The sequence below is a fragment of the Paenibacillus sp. V4I5 genome, from assembly GCF_030817255.1.
In the GTDB taxonomy this organism is placed as follows: Bacteria; Bacillota; Bacilli; order Paenibacillales; family NBRC-103111; genus Paenibacillus_E.
Window position 1 is genome coordinate 49,315 of sequence record NZ_JAUSZB010000002.1, and the last position, 18,207, is coordinate 67,521.

The window sequence follows — 18,207 nt, forward strand, 5'->3', positions numbered from 1 at the left end:
CCCTTGGCTCAGGTGATAAGGAAGTAGAGTAATGGGAGTAAGAGGAAAGTAATAGTAAATGGTGATAAAAGGAAGTAAGATAAAGCAAAAGAGAATAAAGGAGAGTAAATAAGAGTAAATAAGAGTGGTGAAAAAAAAGAGAGAAGAGAGAAGAGAGAAGAGAGAAGAGAGTGATTAAGGACAGTTAGTTAACTGATTTTTCAGTAATCGTCTAAGTAAACACTATAAGTACTATCTTAGTACCTATTACCTACTATGAATGCCCGCTATCGCCATTCTCCCTTTGACTCAGGTTGCAGTAAGTAGTAAGGGTGTAGTAATAATTAAAACCCCTATCTGTATTCTGCTTTTATATATCACAAAAAAATCCTAGTGAACATTACCTAAAATAGCTTTGGGATTATTGAAAAACCAATTCCCTATAAGATAGGACGCTTAAGGCTACATTGTTATACTCTTGCTATTAGGCGCACATGTGCGTATTTTGGGGATTGAGAAAGTTTAACTTGGCATGAGGTGTTGTACATAAGTGTGTCAAATGCTGAAAAATGGGTGCTTCGTGTAAAGTGAGATTTACCTTATAGCAAAACTCATCTAGGTAATTTTGTAGATACTTTTGGCCAATGCCATGGAAAGTATTATTAATAGATTTACCGGCTTGTGCAGCGAATGCAAGGAGAGCGCGGAATTTCTTGGAACTAAAGCGTCCAGTAATAAATTCGATGCTCTTTGTATGTGATTCGATATGTTGTTGGGTGAAATCCAATGTTGCGGATCGTTGAAAAAGCTTTTCTTTTACATGTATTTTAGGGACAAGTTTGAGTTTGATATAGGAAGGTTCGCCCTGAATGTTAAGGGAGGAGCCTGCTAGAAGATAGTGTTCCTGAGGATGGTTGCGGAAGTAAGGATTATATGGCTTTCCATAGACAGCTGAGTTTACTTGGACGATACCCGAGAGTAGTGTGCCTTGGTCGGCTGTACTTATGGCGTGACGAATTTTGTGGAGGATGAGCCAGGCTGTTTTGTAGGTGACACTAATAATCTTGGAGAGCACAACAGCATTCGTGCCTTGTTCCGTGCCCGATATCAGAAAAATAGCTGTAAGCCATTTATGTAAAGACGTGCGACTGCCTGCCATTATAGTTCCAGCTGTAAGGGATGTTTGGTGATGGCATTGAAGACATTCATAAAGAGGGAGTCGGCGTGTACTGGTTATATAGGCGCGCGAATGCCCACAGTGAGGACAAGAAAAACCAGAGGGCCATTTCGTCTCAAAAAAGTAATCTATACAGGCCTCTTCAGTTGGAAATTGCTGCTGAAACTGCTCCAGGGTACTTGGTAAATGATAGTTCGTCTCCATTATGACACCTCAAATAGGTTGGATATGGAACATTTGTTCTTATATTATTATATCGAATATTTGTTCTTATTTCAACTCTAATTCATACTTTTCTTTTGATTTTGTAAGTATGAGTGTGAACTCAGTAATTAGGATATAGAAATTAGTACAGTTTTCAATTAGACATAGAAGTCGGCAAAAGCTACGGAAAACGGTACAGGGAATTAAGAGGAACATGAGAAAATGAGAAGAAAAGAGGTGTGGAAAACGATAACAAAGAATTAAAAACTATAAATAAGAAATAAGAAATAAGAAATAAGAAATAAGAAATAAGAAATAAGAAATAAGAAATAAGAAAAGAAATAAAGAAAATAACGAAATAAAGAAAAAATGAAATTAATTAAAGAAAGAAAAATAGAAGATTAACAAAGAAGAGACCAAATAAAGAAAATTTGAAGTACGGAGGTTAGACTGGAGATTTAAATGAAAGTCAGCAAAAAGCGTTTAATCTTACGGTTTGGTTATTCGATCGGTTTGAGGATTATGGTTCTGGTAAGATTTGTTTTGAAAAGAATAAAAGAGGAGGCGGGGATTAAAATAATATCTCTAGATATGAGAGTCACAAATTCGATCGGATCTGTGCAGAGATTAGGACAAAGAATTGTAGATATAAAGCAAAATGAGTAATGGGGATAGTGTCTATATGTTGAGTTTGAAATTAATATAAGTTGCATTCGTTTCCTTTTTATGGAAAAAAATTATGAGGAGTGGGGTATAAGTAGAGGTGAAAAGTAAGAAGTAAGAAGTATGAAGTAAGAAGGAGTAGGGAGTAAGAGGTAAGGTGTGAGGGGGGATGAGGAGGAGTAAGAAGTAAGTAGTAAGCAAGTGGTAAGAAATAAGCAAGTAGTAAGAAGCGAGGAGTGAGGAGTGGGGATTAAGGAGTGATGAGTGAGAAGTATGACTGAATGACTGCATGGTTAAGTAAAGAACAGTAAAACAATTAGAATTAAGAACACAATCGAACTGGAACTGGAGCAGTAACAGGAACATTAAATCATAATAGGACAACCGCGAGGTGAAGAAAAACCGTCAAGGCTCATGAAGAGTGGTCCTGACGGTTTTTTGGTTTGGTAGTCGTTAGTTGTGCTGACTAGTTAAGCTCTTTGAGCGGTTCGAAGTTTGGGTATATATACGGTGAGTCGGGCGTTGGGGTTTTTTCGATTTGGGTTGCTTTGATGATGAAGATGTCGTTTCCGTTGTAGCTGCCGTTTTGGATGGTGCCTGTGACTTTGACCCACGTGTCTTTGGGGTAGCTTTGAGCGGTCGGGAAGTCAATCATGACTCCGTAAGGGGTAGCATCTGCGGAACAGCAGCTTACAGCAAAGCGTCCGACGACGAATTGGCTTTTTGACATATTGTCTTCGCGGTAGACGAAGCCGGTGAGTTCAATTTTTTTGCCTATGAAGTTGTTTTTGAAAAGGTCAATGGACGAAAGGATTTCCATGTATATTTCTGGCTTTACAACGATGGTGTCTTTTTTGTAGAGGATCATGCCGATTTTGGAAAAATCTTCATCCCACTCGTTATCGACGTGGAACATCTTTTGGAGTTCGGCATCGGAATTAGCGATTGTTGGCGTCTCGGTACTAGAAGCAGGAGCAGGGCTACTGTTCACAGGTGGTACTGTTGAGGGCGCAGTTCCCTGGTTGGACGCATTCACTCCTGTTGAGGAGCCATTATCTGTGATCAGGTCTGTATTTTGTTTGGCTATGCTAGATTTTGCAGCAGAGAGATTCATCCCTTTGGCAACTACCATTGCACTACTTAAGGCTGTATTAGGCAGCAGGAAGCCGATTAACAACGGCAGAACGAGCAGTCCGTAAGCAACTGTATTGCGCAAGGTTGAGCGAGAAACTGGTTGTTCGCATTCGCAGGCAACTGGTTTGCCCCAGTAAGCACGCAGTGCCATATAACCTTGAAAGCAGGCGATGATGTAAAGGATAACGGAGGCGGTTTTGACATAAATCATCATACGCGGAGCTATGTAGTATTGAAGAGCATCTGTCTTGGTGAGGATCACGATATAGCTGGAAAAACCAAGTAAAATTAACGTACGAAAGAAATAATGATAGCTTATTAGCCGGACTTCACTCATGTCAATTCCTCCTAGATTGTATGACCTTAAAAGTTAGAAAAAGCGTTCCAAAAGCAGTGAACAAGCCAGTACGGTGATAGCAATTAATACTGAGAGCATGAGTACGAATTTGGATTTGAAAACGGAAAGCATCATAAGTGTGCTTTTGAAATCAAGCATAGGGCCGAAGACCAGGAATGTAAGCAGTGAACCGGATGTAAATGACGTTTGAAAAGATGAAGCAACGAAAGCGTCTGACGTGGAGCATAGAGATAGGATATAAGCGAAGCCCATCATAAACAAATGGGAACTGATAGGGCCTTGACCAATGGCAAGCAGGCTTTCGCGCTGCATAAAAACTTGAATCAGCGCGGTGAGCAAAGAGCCAAAGGCGAGATATTTGCCCATTTCAAAAAACTCATCAGAGGCATGAACGAAAAAGGTATTTAACTTACTGGATATGCCACCACCCTGATGCTGATGCCCCTCCAACGCTTCTTGGCTGGAAAAGTTGGCTCGACTTATACGCAATGGATTACTTTTGATAAAACGGTAGAGGATTAGTCCGATTATTATGGCAACAGCAAAAGCCAGCCCCATGCGGGAATAAGCGATAGCGGGATGATTTCGGAAAGCCATGAATGTAGCTGCGAATACAATAGGATTAATGATGGGTCCGGTTACGATGAAAACGACTGCGATATAGACGGGCATTCCTTTGAGTATTAGTCTTCGAACGACAGGAATCATGCCGCATTCGCACATAGGAAATAGGATGCCTAAAACGCAGGCGAACAGGATGCCAAGAATAGGGTTCTTGGGAATTAAACGGCGTATGGTTTGCTCGGATACGAACGTTTGGAGCAAGGCTGAAAGCAATACACCTAGTAAAATGAAGGGAATAGCTTCTAATAGGATGCTGATGAACATGGTTTTGAATGCTTGAATGCGTTCTGTTGTTAACAGGGACTGTGTAGGCATGTCGTTGTTTAAAAGGATAAGCACAATTAAAAGGAAACAGATAGCGGCGATAATATGCATGCTCGCTCGAAACACAGTAGTGGGCATTGATGAAGACTCCTTAATCATAATTATTACTATTGTAACCTATGATGAATGAAAGGGGAATAGGACAACTTTATTAAGAACGAGATGTTCGTCTACTTGACTCAAGCGGTCTATTTGCTGCACTATGTTAATAGAACAATTTATGACAGAGGGGTAATGCAGGTGGGCACTCATACGCATACGATTGACGAGATGCTAAGGGCTATGGCTCAGCAAGGATGGAGAATTACAGAGCAGCGCAGAAGTTTGGCAACGTTATTCGCTGAGTCCGGAAGTTATTTGTCGCCAAAAGACGTTTATGAATACATGAAAGTTAAATATCCTGGTGTGAGTTTTGATACTGTCTACCGTAATCTTCGATTGTTGAGTGAGATGGGTGTTCTGGAGCAGTTTCACTTGGCGGATGGCTTGAAATTCAAAGCGAGTTGTTTATCTCATCATCATCACCATATGATCTGCATCAGTTGTGAAAAGACGGTAACCTTCGAGTTCTGTCCGATGAAGCTTGTGAAGGATTTGCCGGAGAGTTTTGAAATTCAAAGCCATCGTTTTGAGATATTTGGATACTGCTCAGATTGTAAGTCGGGCATATCTCCATCTTCTGAGCTGCATTAAAAAATCGTGGAAAAGTAAAAGCAGTCTGCTTGAGGTGAACTCAGCGGAACTGCTTTTTTGGTTTGCATTGCTATTGTAGTTAGGATTCCGTTAATCGCTTTTGCCAGTCATCTTCGAGAGTTTTTGCATCCAGATCCATACCAATGAGGACGAGATAAGGCGTTCCTTGGAAAGTGGTCTGCTGCCAGTTCGTGCGTTTGCCTGCGAATTGCATAACAAAGGATTCGTGCTTAGCGCCAATAATCAAATAACCTTTCGCCCGAAGCAGTGTGGAGCCCCATTTTGCTAAATAACGTTCGACAAAGTGCTGTGACACTGCAAAGTCATCATCCATGAGGATTGTAATTGTCTGAATACGTGAGAAAGATGGGGTATGTTTGGATGTCTCGCTTGGCGACTGTGCCGTTTTAATGGCTTGAAATTGAAGCTTTTTGTTGAAATTCGGCGAGACGGTGGATTGCGATCCTTGTGGACTGAGAGTGCCAAAAATAAGCTCTAAATCGAATTGACTATGTGTGGTTGGCAGTATGAAGGAACGTACATTGAATTTGCGAATTGTTTTTTCGATGGATCTCTGTTGTTTATCAGTGATTAAGTCGATTTTGTTCAGAATAAGAAGATCTGCAACTTCCATCTGTCTGCGAAGTGTATAGACAAGCTCTCGGTCCGAGGCGAAAATACTGTTATATTCAAGCACGTTTTCGGCATCAAGTATGGTGATGACGTTATGTAGTTTCACATGAGGAAGTAGTGCAGGCTCGGTAAATGCATCGACGATTTCCTCTGGGTTGGCAACACCGGTTAATTCAATGAGTATGACGTCAGGCTTGCGCGCTAACAATTGTTTAATGGAATCACTAATATCACTTTTTTTACTGCAGCAGATGCAGCCATCGAGCAGTTTGGCCATGTTCACATCAGGTGAGGCTTCTTGGAGGAGATGGCCGTCTACATCTTGTTTCCCAAGCTCATTCATAAGAACAGCGGGGCTTAGGTTAAAGGAGGCAACTTCTTGAAGCATGCGGATGAGCAGTGTTGTTTTGCCGCTGCCTAGAAATCCACTCAGTACGATAACGGGAACTTTGTTCAAAACAAGGACCTCCTTCGTCTTGGGATTAAAAAGTAATTATTACGAATTGAATTGTAGTATAAAAAAGGGCAGGCTGCAAGATGGTTATACTAATTTTCTCCCTTGAGTGCTTAGGGGGCTATGATACAATAGAGCCATCTTAAAGAACTCGGAGGTACCCTTTGACGATGAAGTATGTAGCCTAACTTTCTCTGCTAAAACGAAATTGTTCGTTGATAGGCAGACTCTACGATTGTGCAGGTAGAGCGAGTGGGATACGTATGTCTAAAGGGGCTGACTCCTTCAGGGGTTGCTGTTCTTTGCATACCAAAATCATGACTTGTTCTTCCTGACCGTAGGCGATTGCTTGCGGTTTTTTGTATTTGAATTTAAGGAGGAAATGAGTCTATGACTTTACTACTAAAAGCAATGAATGTGATGAAGGAATTCGCGGGGAAACCAATTTTTGAACAAGTGGATTTGGAAGTGAATGCAGGGGAGCGGATCGCGATCTATGGCCGCAATGGCATAGGAAAGACGACGCTTCTTCGCCTTTTAGCAGGCACGCTGGAGCTTGATAAAGGCAGCGTGGAACGCAGGCTGAAGCTCGATCAGTGGGGATGGATGGGGCAGCAGACAGAGGCTGATGAGGCGGTGTCTACACACGCCTATGTCGAGGGAGGCTGCCCAGAGCACTGCGCTGCGAAGCGCCGCATGAAGGAGCTGGAGGCGCGGATGCAGGATGCGGCTGCTCCTTGCATGGAGAGCCTGCTAGCCGACTATCAGGAGGCGGCAGAGCGATACATGGGGCTGGACGGCTACCACTGGGAAACCCAAGTGGAGCGCAAGCTGCTGCAGCTCGGCCTCGGCCGCGAGCTGTGGGATCAGCCGCTCGGCCAGCTGAGCGGCGGGCAGAAGACGCGCGCCCAGTTGGCGCGTCTGATGGTGCGCGAGCCGCAGCTGCTGCTGCTCGACGAGCCCACCAACCACCTCGACGCGGCGTCGCTCGAATGGCTCGAAGTGTGGCTTCGAGCCTATCCGGGCACCGTCGTGTTCGTCTCCCACGATCGCCATTTCATGGATCGTGTGGCGACCTGCCTGGTCGAACTGACGCCGACAGGCAGTCGGAAATACCGTGGCGGGTATACGGAGTATACACGTCAAAAAGAACTCGAGCTGCGTACGCAGGAGCAGCTCTATCGCAAGCAGCAGCTTCTACGCGAGCAGCTGGAGGAGAGCATTCGCACGTATCGGCAGTGGTTCCATCAGGGCGAGAAAAACGCCCGGATGGCTGAGGTGCCGATACAGCGCGGGTACTTTCAGGCGCGAGCCGGTGCGCACGTCTCGCGGATGAACGCGAAGATGAAGGAGTTGGAGCGCCTAGAGGGGGAACGCGTGGAGAAGCCGCGGGAAGCGGCGCACCTAAAGGTGAAGCTGAGCGCAAGCGACTTCGCTTCACGCTCGCTTGTGCGCCTGGAGCGGGCCGCGTTCAGCTACGGCCAGCGCGAGTTGTTCGCTGAGCTAAGCCTCAGCGTAGACCGCGGCGACCGTTTGGCCGTGCTCGGCCCCAACGGCTCAGGCAAAACGACGCTGCTGGGGCTGCTCGTCGGTGAACTGCAGCCCGCTGCCGGCAAGGTGCGGCAGCATCCGCAGACGTCGATCGGCTACTTTTCGCAGGAGCTCAAGCATCTCGACGACGGTGTGACACTGCTCGACAGCCTGCTGGCGCTGCCTGCCATGACGCAGACCCAAGCCCGCACGATTCTGGGCTGCTTCCTCTTCTCAGGCGAAGAGGTGCGCAAGCGCATCGGTGATTTAAGCATGGGCGAGCGCTGCAGGCTCGCCTTCCTCAAGCTTTACTTCAGCGGCGCAAACTTGCTGGTGCTGGATGAGCCGACGAATTACTTGGATATTGATTCGCGGGAGAGGATTGAACAGGCGCTGCTCCGCTATCCCGGCGCCATGGTCATCGTCTCGCATGACCGCTTCTTCATTCGTAAGCTGGCGACAAAGCTATTGTGGCTGAGCGCGGAGCGCAGCCCAATCGCTTTCTCAGGCACTTACGATGAGTATGCGGATGCGAGTTTGGCGTGTGAGAGCTCGCCGGAGCTGCTGGCGCGAGCCAACGAAAGGCGCCAGCTGGAGTTAACGCTGGCGCAGCTTATGAGTGAGGGGGCGTGGAGCCCAGAGAACGCCCAAGCGCAGCTTCAGATCATCCGAGACATCAAGACGAGGCTCTCGGAGCTTCAAGGATAAGCTAACAAAAAGAATAAGCCGGCTGCGCACCCTCAAGATGCGCTTTCCGGCTTATTTGCTTTTTGTGACGTGAAGCAGCTCAGGTACGGTTACAAACGTGTAACCTGCTGCTTTAAGCTTACTAATCAGCGGTCCAATGGCCTGTACCGTCCCTGACAAATCTTGACTATCAGCACCTCCGGAGTGCTGAAGGATGATAGAACCAGGCTTCGTTTGCTGCATGATATTGTTCAGCACCTGATCGGAATTCAGCGATTTCCAGTCGAGGGAATCGACATTCCAATTCACGATCAAATAATGGTGGTCAGCGATCCATCTGACCTGCTCTTCATTTATCGCGCCGTACGGCGGGCGGATTAGCTTAGGTGCGTAGCCGATTAAGCCTTGCAGCACGCTCTCTGTGCTGATAATCTGACTTTGAAATTTGTCCGCCGTCAGCTTAGGCAGGTTCGCATGACTGTAGGAATGATTCCCGATGACATGGCCTTCTTTGACAATCCGCCTAATGATATCGGGATGAGCATTAGCTTGAACGCCAAGAACGAAAAAGGTCGCCTTAACTTGGCTCGCCTTAAGCGCATCAAGCACTTTTGGAGTAAAACGGGTGTCAGGCCCGTCATCGAAGGTTAGTGCCACTTTCTTTTCTTGAGCAGAGCCGCGCAGCATAAAGGTATCTGGATATTTCATAACCAGTTGAGAGAGCGTAAGCTTTTTCTGAGAAATTCTAGCTTGGCCTTGATTTTTTTGAACAGGAACAGAAGGCTTCTTTGAAGCTTCTGGCTGTACTGCTGCTTTCTTGGGGCTAGGTTTGGGCGATGGTCTGGACGTTATAACAGTAGGTGTTGCTTTAGGTTGAACGGAAGCCGTAGGTGTCCCAGCAGAGGGGGGACTATTCATGCTCCTTGGACTGATAAGAGTCTCAGTATCAATTTCGTCGTTGTTGGCACTAGAATCTGTTGTTAAATCTTGTTCTTCCACATGAGAATTTTGTGTAGAGCGTTGATCGTAATAAGGCTTGTTTTTTGACACACCGCAGCCTGTCGCTAGCAAGCCTACGATGGCGATGGACCAAAGCCATTTCGTCATGGCAATCCCCTCCGAGCATTATGAATATACTCTAGCTTTTGTCAAGAAGGGACATCCTATCCAGTGAAAATAACGGAATCAAACAGACTCTAAAGTCTGTTTGAAGTATCCCGTACGCTATGGCTGCAGTAAATGGACATGAACTATTTTGGATCATGGACCGTCATTACATATACCCAAAGCAGAATTAGCAAAGAGAAAGGAGAGGATTGAGTCCATGACAACCTTGATAAACAACAAAAAATTAGTTGTACTGCTGGTTTTTCTGCTGTGCGCAGGTTGCTTTCATGAGGAAGCCTCAACTCCGTCTCCCCATCTAATGACTTCACTAACTCAAAAACGTGACAATGGTTTTTCGGTCGTAGCAGGTGAAAAAATTGGTATTCAAGATCAAGTTCAACCTATACATGTAAAACCAACCAAAGCGATCTCATTCGTGGATGAGCTTCATGGCTATGGTGTCGCTTCCAGCGCCCGTGATCTTCAATTCTTGAAATCCAGCGACGGTGGGTTGACCTGGCGGGCTCTGAGTAGATTGCCTCAAACAATCATGTTGAGCGCGATTTCTTTTGTTAATCCTCAAACGGGTTGGCTGCTTACCAGTGAATCTTCTGATGAAAAATCAGAACTTCGATTAACCTTAGACGGTGGTCAAACGTGGGAGGTAATCGCACAGGACTTACCTGGATTAGAGTCTAGGGGAGTAGAGCCGTTTTTTCGCTTTTTTGACAGACATCAAGGGTTGATTGCGTTCCAGAGTGGGAAAGACATGGTGCTCCTTCGCACACAAGATGGGGGTTTGACTTGGTCAGCATCAAGCCGCATCTCAATGCCAATAGAAGAGAAGAGCGTGTTTACGTTCCGTTCAGTCATCGAGGGTTGGTTTATTGGGCCCAGCAAGAAGGATAAAGAAGTGTCGATCCTGTATCACATGACAGACGGGGAGACATGGCAAGAAACAGGCAGGCTGCCGAGTTTCTTTGCGCCGCAGGCCCTTTCTTTTACGGATTCACAAAATGGGTTCATTCTCATGCACACGAATCCACAAAGTAGTGAGAAAACATGGCAATTCCTACGGACATTTAATGGAGGAAAAACGTGGAGCCAACATGAATTTCCTAGCACTTTCCAGCCGCTTGCTGCGAGTTTACACCTAAGTTTTCCTACTGCGACAAGTGGCTGGCTTTTGGATGCTAGGGATTTGTGGCGAACGACAGACGGGGGGTTGAACTGGAGTTTACTAACCCCATAAACCTCTTATATGATTTTCTGATAGGTAACGATATCGAGAAATTGACCCCATTTAAAGCCAACCTCGCGGAAATGTGCACACTGCGTATAGCCATTTTTCGTAAACAAATGAATACTAGGTTTATTATCCGCACAAATGGTGGAGATCAGAGTGTGGAAGCCGCGCTCTTTGGCAACTGCTTCAATGTACTGAATGGCTGCTGAGCCCAATCCTTTGCCCACGCATTCCGGATTCAAATAGATCGTCACTTCCCCAGTGGTGTCATAGGCTTGCTTTTTCTTGTGCGGCATGACTTGTACATATCCTTGAAGGATCCCATCGAATGTTATCACATAAGTTTGGTAACGCGGGTTTGGATGAACTACACTTTCTGTAAATTCTGATATCTCTACGGGCTCCGTGTGAAAAGAAACAGTCGTATGTAGGACAAAATGATTGTAGATATCCATCAGAAGGGGAATATCAGACTCTTCTAATTCTTTAAATGACAGGGTAGACATGGTGTAAGCTCCTCGCTGTGAGATTTAGACAACACATTCCAAATATGTTCCACGGAAGAAGCTGAAATCCTTTTTTAAAGGGACAATTCGAAATAGACATCTAGCCATATTCCATGTATCTTAGATATAATGTTCTTACTATTAATAGAAGATAAAGTTGAACCATCGGAAATAGGGGGAGTCACATGTCAGGCAATTCAAGTTACATTCTCGTGATCATCATTGGTGTAATCGTACTCGCTGGTCTTACATTCATGAATCTTCGCAAAATAAGCAGATCGACTGCGGATCTAACCCAGCTCAAAAGAAGAACGCTTCTCTGGAGCGAAATATCACTTGCGCTTTTCGTACTGCAATTTTTCTTCCGTGATCGTGAAGGAGGGTTCCTGTTGTTCTTTGGAATTCTCACCCTATTTACAGGAGCGCATTATCTCGGTGTATTGTATTATTCACGAAAAAGAAGCAACTAAAGGCGAAGAAGCTCTCCTCAGTAGTTCTGCTACGAAAGGAAAGCTTCTATTTATGTTCCGGATTTGCTGCAAATAAGTTGATGCCTGTTATTCGTTCCAACTCGATGGTTGGGTTTTTGTCGGCGTCTTCCATTTTTGATACCATTTCTTCTTTTTCTTCTGTTGCATTAACGTTCTTAATTGCAGCATGACCAGCTTGGCCCTGTCTTCATCCGCATATTTGTTACGCAAACGCTCAAAAATTGTGTGATCTTGCATAGGATACCTTCTTTTCTGACTGTAAGATGAATGCGAAATAAATAGAATGTATGTTCTTGTTTCTATCATATCACATGAAGTATGCAGGAGGGAATACAAGGTTTTAAATTCATTAACCCCAAACGGGGTATTGAAATAAAAATTTACTTGCTAATAAAAAATAGGTAGGTGTGCATCCATGTCTCGGCAAAAGTGGTATCAGACAACTTGGTTTTTAGTTCTCCTATGTTTAGTAGCTCCATACATCGGCATTTTTTTTCTGATGAAAAGAACCAAAAACAAACTTATTCTTGGCGGTGTGGCAGTTTGGGCTATCATTATTTTAATAGGCGCTATGGCAACTACACAGACGACAACTGCACCTGTAGCAGAAGCTAACAAGTACATAACGGCAAAAGTAACCAAGGTAGTAGATGGGGACACAATTAATGTGTTGATCGGTGACAAAAAGGAAACGGTTCGTTTCGTCCTGATTGACACACCTGAAACCAAACATCCATCGAAGCCTGTAGAACCTTTCGGCCCGGAGGCATCGAAATTTACAACCGATATGCTTGAAGGTAAAGAAGTAAAACTTGAAAAAGACGTCTCAGAACGTGATAGTTATGGCCGGCTGCTTATGTATGTTTGGCTCGATGATAAAATGGTAAACGAGCTGCTTCTAGAAAAGGGATTAGCCCGAGTAGCCATCTACCAACCCGATGTAAAATACGTTGATAAATTCAGAGAAATTCAAAAGAAAGCACAGCAGGCGGGAACTGGCATCTGGAGCATAGAGAACTACGCGAAGGATGATGGATATCATCCAGAGGTAATGAAGAAAACAGAGGAACCTGCGAAAGAAACACAGCCATCAAAAGCACCTGCATCATCTACATCAAATAGTAACGTTAGCTATCCAAACTGTACAGCAGTTAAAGCTGCCGGCAAAGCTCCTCTTCATCGAGGTGATCCTGGGTACAGCAGTAAGTTAGACCTTGATAATGACGGTGTGGCATGTGAATAGGAGGCAGACGGGCAAAGAGATCAGGAAATGAAGGACTAAAATAAACGACACCCTAGTGGTGTCGTTTATTTTTTCTTAATTCAAAACTGTAAGTCTCTATTACAGACACGTAAAGCGAATGGGCAGATTGATGAAAAACTGTATCATGTCAGTAATCCTAGCATAGTATGTAGGAGGGTGGTGATGATAAATGACATTTACACTTGCAGACTGGATGATGTACACCATGTGGGCCATATTTGGATTAATGATCATTGATTTTCTAATCGCCTTTTTCCAATCCTTTTGGAAAGGCTCTTTTGATCCAACTTTTGTATTAGGTTATTTGAAAGATGTCCTATATTATATCCTGCCATTAGAGATTGTTTTATCCTTGATTCCAACTGATCCTACGGGGTGGACTCTGGTGATATTTTATTTCGTTGGTGGTATCGCTGTAATTCTCAAGTATTTATTGGACATTAAAAGAAAATTCCGATAAACAAGACTTTGGCCTTCTTTCTGGGAGGCCTGTGGTTTTACATAGATATAATACAAACCGTCTTAAAGGAAGTGAGTCCATGAAGAGATATCAGTGGATCAAGTGGCGAACGTTCATACTGTGGCTCGCAGCGCTCGTCTTTACCGGCATGCTGATATGGGCAGGAGGGCCGACATCTTGGAATATCGCATTGACTATTATCGGTATTGTGATGCAGTTGCTTTTTGCCATAACGTTCATGATTGTCCAGTTCGTAGCCCTTTTCTGGTTCCTGGCCCGGGGGCGCACGTACTGGATTCTGCCTGGCGAGACTGGAGCCACATGGGATGATTACCGGGGTAATCCCGAAATCGTTGAGAATGCCAAACGGATCGTCATTCTGCTCAAGGGCGTAAAGGAGTTCAAGGAAATGGGTGGCGAGGCGATCAGAGGCTTACTGCTCTGCGGACCTCCAGGTACCGGTAAGTCCTACCTCGCACAGGTGATCGCTAACGAAGCACAGGTGCCTTTTGCTTATGCCTCGGCACCCAGCTTTCAAAACATGTTCTTCGGCGTCGGCAACCTGAAGGTGATGCGCCTCTACAAGAAGACCCGGAAGCTGGCGACTGTGTACGGCGCGTGCATCATCTTCATCGACGAGATTGACGCCATCGGAATGAGTCGCCAGACGGGAGCAGGTGGAGGAGGAGCAATGTTCGGCATGGGCGGCGGCTCTGGTCTGCTCAACGAGCTGCTCTTACAGATGGACCCGCCGAACATCGACAACTCCAAGATTTCCAAGATGCTTCGCTCGCTGGGTCTGCGGCGCAAAAAGGCAGAGCGACCGGCGGTGTTGACGGTTGCTGCGACAAACCTGCCCGATGTACTTGACCCCGCACTGCTTCGGCCCGGCCGCTTCGACAGGCAGCTCTGGGTCGATACCCCCGACTATGACGGTCGGGTGGACGTTTTCCAATACTATCTCCGAAAGGTGAAACGGGACTCTACGCTAACTCCGGAAGCGGCGTCGCTCGATACGGTCGGTTACAGCCCTGCACAGATCAAACACATCGTCAATGAATCGCTTGTTATCGCCCACCAACGGGGAGCCCAGGAAGCCAGTTACGAGGACTTCCGGGCTGCTATGGAGACCTATGAGTGGGGACTCAAACAGCCGCTCCGCTCCATGAGAGACGACGAGAAGCGGAATGTCGCCTACCATGAGGCCGGTCATGCTGTAGCCCAGTACCTACTGAAGCCCCACGACCGGGTCTGGAAAGTGACAATCATCCGCCGGGGCGGCGCGCTCGGTCTCGCTGCCACCAAACCGACGCATGAACGGTATAACCGAAGCGATAGTGAAATCTTAGCGGAGATCCAAGTCTGTCTGGCGGCCCGGGCGGTGGAAGAAGTGTTCTTAGGGAAGAAATTAAACGGTGTCACCTCCGACCTTCAGCAGGCTACAGAGATGGCAGGCGCCTACCTCGGTATGGTTGGTATGGGCGATGAGCTGTTCAGTTGGCTTGCGACGGGCTCTCGGGCTGATGCACTCAAGGCACTCCGGCCAAAGATTAACGAGCTTCTGAAGGATCAGATGCTCCAAGTAAAAAATTTAGTAAGGGAACACGTCGACTTCGTCCACACCATTGCATCGGAGCTGCTAAAACAAGGCGATCTAACCGGCGAGGAGATTGAGCAGATCTATGTACGACTGTATGGCCGTAGTCGGCCAGAGCCAACTGAGGTAAAAACCCAGGTGTCTATCGATTCATTAGATCAAGTCGTTCAGGAACAGCTGCCGGAGGAGGACGCCAACGATACGAAGGATTCCGAGTAAACGATCGATTTATCTTTTTGTACCGTGTATTTTATGATTTATCATACCTGTTAAACTCAAAAAAACCCTTATAAAATAAGGGTTTTTAAAATTTGTGCTATAAAATAATAACGGCGACTGCTTGCGCAGCCGCCTCATGGGAGAGGAGAAACCGGACGAAGAGCTTATGGGGAAACGTAAGTCTTCTCCGCGGTTGTCTACGACATTCTCTGATGTCGATAGTTCAAGGATGACCGTTTTACGGGAAATTTATACATCACAGGGATAAAATTTTTGTGTCCGATTAGAGCTTGTGGTACGATAGCAAAAGAATGAGCCAGCTAGAAGGGAAATACGTAAGATGAGAGTGATTTCAGGCACCGCCAAAGGCAGGTCGTTAAAAGCTGTACCCGGTACCAGCACACGGCCAACAACGGATAAAGTGAAAGAAGCGATCTTCAGTATGATTGGTCCTTATTTTGAAGGAGGACAAGTACTTGATCTATTTGCAGGTACAGGCGGACTCGGGATTGAAGCGCTTAGCCGCGGGATGGATAAGGCTGTCTTCATTGATATCGAGAAGAAAAGCATCGACACGATTGGGCATAATTTAGTTACCGCAGGTCTCAAGGACCAAGCTGAGGTCTACCGAACGGATGCAACTCGGGCGTTAAAAGCGTTAGCGAAGCGGGAGCAGCAATTTGAACTCGTTTTCCTCGATCCTCCGTATAAAATGAAATTAATCGCGGAACTGATAAACACGATGGAAGAGCAGTCGATCGTTCAATTGAATACCACGATAGTTGTGGAACACGATGCTAAAGATGTCCTCGAAAATACCATCGGAGGATTTAAGCAGCAGCGAAGATCCGATTACGGAGATACCGCTGTCACAATTTACAAAGGATCAGCAGAATAAATATGAGCAAGCTTTTAAGGAGATGAACAGCATGATGAGGCAAGAACACGGAATTACAGTTGCCGTTTATCCAGGCAGTTTTGATCCTGTTACACACGGCCATCTTGACATTATACATAGAGCGGCAAAAGTGTTTGATAAGTTGATTGTAGCTGTACTGAATAACACATCCAAGAATCCTCTGTTCACATTGGAAGAACGGATGGAGCTCATTAGGAAGGTGACCAAGGATCTGCCGAATGTAGAGGTGGATGGTTTTAGAGATTTGATGGTCAATTATATGAAAGCTCGCAATGTGCGACTAATTGTTCGTGGACTTCGGGCGGTTTCTGACTTTGAGTATGAATTGCAGATGGCTTCTACGAATCACAAGCTGAATCCAGATGTAGAAACTTTCTTTATGACTTCGAAACCTCAGTTTTCGTACTTGAGCTCAAGTATTGTCAAAGAGATTGCTAAGTTTCACGGACCAGTGGAAGATCTAGTTCCGGCTGAGGTGGAAGAAGCACTGAAAAAGAAATTCCCTAGAATCTAAGGGGCTACTAATCAATAGCTCTCTTTTTGAAAGTCCTCAGGATAATTGAAATAATCATCATCAAAGAGAATAATAGAAGGAACTGCGTCAGCATTGGTCCCCATAGGCCCCATGCCGATTCGCCGTTCAGTGGAAAGGCAGCCGTAGGATATTCGCTTTTAGCTTTGTCTAACCATAGAAAACTGGGCTCTGAATCCAGCAAAAGCAGATGAAGCGGCTTCCAAAGCAGAACGGTTAATACCAAAGCAAGTACAGCGTGCAGAGCACGGGCCTGGAAGAAGAATAGATAACGGGCATCCGTTTTTTGATGAAAGCCAGCTACTTGTGCGTGGGCAGACAAGCCCCCCCAGCCAAGAAAAGCGCTTAGGAGCGCCATTTGCGGGAGTAAGGAGAGGCCTTGTGCTTGGCTAAAAGCATAGGCACCCAGATGAATTTCCAGAATCCCCTTGAGCCAAAGAGGTGTGGTATCAGTGTGGACATTCATAAAACTAAGTAAATAGTGTGTGACGGGTCGAAATACGTCCGTAAGATGAGTTATGTTAATTACATTAATCAGTACGGAAAAAATCATCATATAACCGCCAATTAGCATTAAGGTTTGCACCGAAGAGGCTACCGCATCCCCGAGCAGTTTGCCGAAGGGACGTCCATCGTGTAAATAAGATTGGCGCATTGTGGATAAGGCAAGTTTCCAGACGGAAGCGGATGCTTGATGATTAGGCCGCAAGGTGGCTATTCGGAGTTCTTGGGAGTCAGCTAAAGGCTGCTTTGCTTTGTTGGAGTTTCTCATCAGGAATCCTGTTAAAATAGCCGAGGCATAATGGACTACTGCAAGTATGAAGCCGAGCTTAGCGCTGTGCAGAAAGCCAACGCCAACGACCATAATTAGGAATAAGGGGCTGCAGAAATGGGACAGTGCCGTTAATCGTTCTGTTTCTGTTTGGGAGATGAGGTTTTTTTCTCTCAGGATAGCTGTAATTTTGGCTCCAGTAGGAAATCCTACTATAAGACCTGATGCTAGCGCCCACCCGCTTACACCGGGAAGGCGGAATACTATCCTCATCAGCGGCTCTAAAAGAATGCCTATCCCTTGAATAACACCAAAACCGATTAACAGCTCGGTCATAATGAGAAAAGGCATCAGTGCTGGAAATACAAGCTTCCACCAAATTGTAAGTCCCTCGAGCGAAGACTGAAATGCCTTGTCCGGGAATAAAATGATAGAAACGACTACAAGGGCAGCCAAAGACCCCAGTACCAGCGTTGTGAGTTTGGAGTTGGATCTTACATTCTTAGGCTGCATACGATCACCTCGTCCTTTAAACATGCTTCAATTGTACGCTAGAGCATGCGGGTTTAGACCAAGCTTTCGCTTGGAGGTATAGCTAAAGACACCACTTGTAGAAGGCATCAGGAAGGGGAAC

Annotated in this window: 17 protein-coding genes; 9 read left to right on the forward strand and 8 right to left on the reverse strand. The window is 45.6% G+C overall.

Translation table 11 applies throughout. The features are described from left to right. Positions 1 to 463: 463 nt before the first annotated feature. From QFZ78_RS02020 to QFZ78_RS02030, 3 genes are all read right to left on the reverse strand, one after another. Entirely contained in the window at positions 464 to 1,360 is an 897-nt protein-coding gene (locus QFZ78_RS02020) for a transposase (protein ID WP_307545003.1), read from the reverse strand. A gap of 1,129 nt (positions 1,361 to 2,489) precedes the next feature. Next, positions 2,490 to 3,494, reverse strand: coding sequence for a TIGR03943 family putative permease subunit (locus tag QFZ78_RS02025; protein WP_307545005.1), 1,005 nt, complete (start codon positions 3,492 to 3,494; stop codon positions 2,490 to 2,492). A gap of 33 nt (positions 3,495 to 3,527) precedes the next feature. Then, entirely contained in the window at positions 3,528 to 4,541 is a 1,014-nt protein-coding gene (locus tag QFZ78_RS02030; RefSeq protein ID WP_307545006.1) for a permease, read from the reverse strand. Positions 4,542 to 4,697: 156 nt separating this feature from the next. On the opposite strand from QFZ78_RS02030, the gene QFZ78_RS02035 reads away from it, so the two are divergent. Then, entirely contained in the window at positions 4,698 to 5,156 is a 459-nt protein-coding gene (locus QFZ78_RS02035) for a Fur family transcriptional regulator (protein ID WP_036634240.1), read from the forward strand. Between the two features lie 79 nt (positions 5,157 to 5,235). Here the strand turns inward: QFZ78_RS02035 and QFZ78_RS02040 are convergent, their stop codons facing one another. Continuing rightward, a complete protein-coding gene (locus QFZ78_RS02040) occupies positions 5,236 to 6,246 on the reverse strand; it encodes a CobW family GTP-binding protein (RefSeq protein WP_307545008.1) in 1,011 nt (336 codons plus the stop codon). A 387-nt stretch (positions 6,247 to 6,633) separates the two neighbouring features. On the opposite strand from QFZ78_RS02040, the gene abc-f reads away from it, so the two are divergent. Continuing rightward, positions 6,634 to 8,481 (forward strand): ribosomal protection-like ABC-F family protein, encoded by a 1,848-nt coding sequence (gene abc-f / locus QFZ78_RS02045; protein WP_307545010.1) that lies wholly within the window; start codon positions 6,634 to 6,636, stop codon positions 8,479 to 8,481. Positions 8,482 to 8,532: 51 nt separating this feature from the next. On the opposite strand, the gene QFZ78_RS02050 is transcribed toward abc-f, so the two are convergent. Beyond that, positions 8,533 to 9,567 carry a polysaccharide deacetylase family protein gene (locus QFZ78_RS02050; RefSeq protein WP_307545012.1) on the reverse strand — a complete coding sequence of 345 codons (1,035 nt, stop codon included), beginning with the start codon at positions 9,565 to 9,567 and terminating at the stop codon, positions 8,533 to 8,535. Between the two features lie 217 nt (positions 9,568 to 9,784). Between QFZ78_RS02050 and QFZ78_RS02055 the strand changes: the two genes are divergently transcribed. Further along, positions 9,785 to 10,819: a WD40/YVTN/BNR-like repeat-containing protein gene (locus QFZ78_RS02055; RefSeq protein ID WP_307545015.1), complete on the forward strand. Its 1,035-nt coding sequence runs from the start codon at positions 9,785 to 9,787 to the stop codon at positions 10,817 to 10,819. Between the two features lie 5 nt (positions 10,820 to 10,824). Here QFZ78_RS02055 and QFZ78_RS02060 read toward each other — a convergent pair whose 3' ends face one another. Continuing rightward, on the reverse strand, positions 10,825 to 11,319 hold the full coding sequence (locus QFZ78_RS02060; RefSeq protein ID WP_307545017.1) for a GNAT family N-acetyltransferase: 495 nt from the start codon (positions 11,317 to 11,319) through the stop codon (positions 10,825 to 10,827). A gap of 185 nt (positions 11,320 to 11,504) precedes the next feature. Between QFZ78_RS02060 and QFZ78_RS02065 the strand changes: the two genes are divergently transcribed. Next, the gene (locus QFZ78_RS02065; protein ID WP_307545019.1) at positions 11,505 to 11,789 is read left to right on the forward strand and encodes a hypothetical protein; all 285 of its coding nucleotides are present in this window, start codon (positions 11,505 to 11,507) and stop codon (positions 11,787 to 11,789) included. An 87-nt stretch (positions 11,790 to 11,876) separates the two neighbouring features. On the opposite strand, the gene QFZ78_RS02070 is transcribed toward QFZ78_RS02065, so the two are convergent. Continuing rightward, positions 11,877 to 12,047, reverse strand: a complete 171-nt coding sequence (locus tag QFZ78_RS02070; RefSeq protein ID WP_171648775.1) for a hypothetical protein — start codon at positions 12,045 to 12,047, stop codon at positions 11,877 to 11,879. 178 nt (positions 12,048 to 12,225) lie between these two features. Between QFZ78_RS02070 and QFZ78_RS02075 the strand changes: the two genes are divergently transcribed. The 5 genes from QFZ78_RS02075 (at position 12,226) to coaD (ending at position 16,783) form a co-directional block, all read left to right on the forward strand. Next, complete coding sequence (locus QFZ78_RS02075; RefSeq protein ID WP_307545023.1) at positions 12,226 to 13,053, forward strand: thermonuclease family protein; 828 nt, start codon at positions 12,226 to 12,228, stop codon at positions 13,051 to 13,053. 190 nt (positions 13,054 to 13,243) lie between these two features. Further along, on the forward strand, positions 13,244 to 13,534 hold the full coding sequence (locus QFZ78_RS02080) for a hypothetical protein (RefSeq protein WP_307545026.1): 291 nt from the start codon (positions 13,244 to 13,246) through the stop codon (positions 13,532 to 13,534). A gap of 79 nt (positions 13,535 to 13,613) precedes the next feature. Beyond that, a complete protein-coding gene (locus tag QFZ78_RS02085; RefSeq protein WP_307545028.1) occupies positions 13,614 to 15,350 on the forward strand; it encodes an AAA family ATPase in 1,737 nt (578 codons plus the stop codon). A gap of 340 nt (positions 15,351 to 15,690) precedes the next feature. Further along, on the forward strand, positions 15,691 to 16,248 hold the full coding sequence (gene rsmD, locus QFZ78_RS02090) for a 16S rRNA (guanine(966)-N(2))-methyltransferase RsmD (RefSeq protein WP_307545030.1): 558 nt from the start codon (positions 15,691 to 15,693) through the stop codon (positions 16,246 to 16,248). A gap of 31 nt (positions 16,249 to 16,279) precedes the next feature. Next, positions 16,280 to 16,783 (forward strand): pantetheine-phosphate adenylyltransferase, encoded by a 504-nt coding sequence (gene coaD, locus QFZ78_RS02095; RefSeq protein WP_029195317.1) that lies wholly within the window; start codon positions 16,280 to 16,282, stop codon positions 16,781 to 16,783. A 7-nt stretch (positions 16,784 to 16,790) separates the two neighbouring features. Here coaD and QFZ78_RS38760 read toward each other — a convergent pair whose 3' ends face one another. Continuing rightward, positions 16,791 to 18,086 carry a nucleoside recognition domain-containing protein gene (locus tag QFZ78_RS38760; protein WP_307545032.1) on the reverse strand — a complete coding sequence of 432 codons (1,296 nt, stop codon included), beginning with the start codon at positions 18,084 to 18,086 and terminating at the stop codon, positions 16,791 to 16,793. Positions 18,087 to 18,207 lie beyond the last annotated feature (121 nt).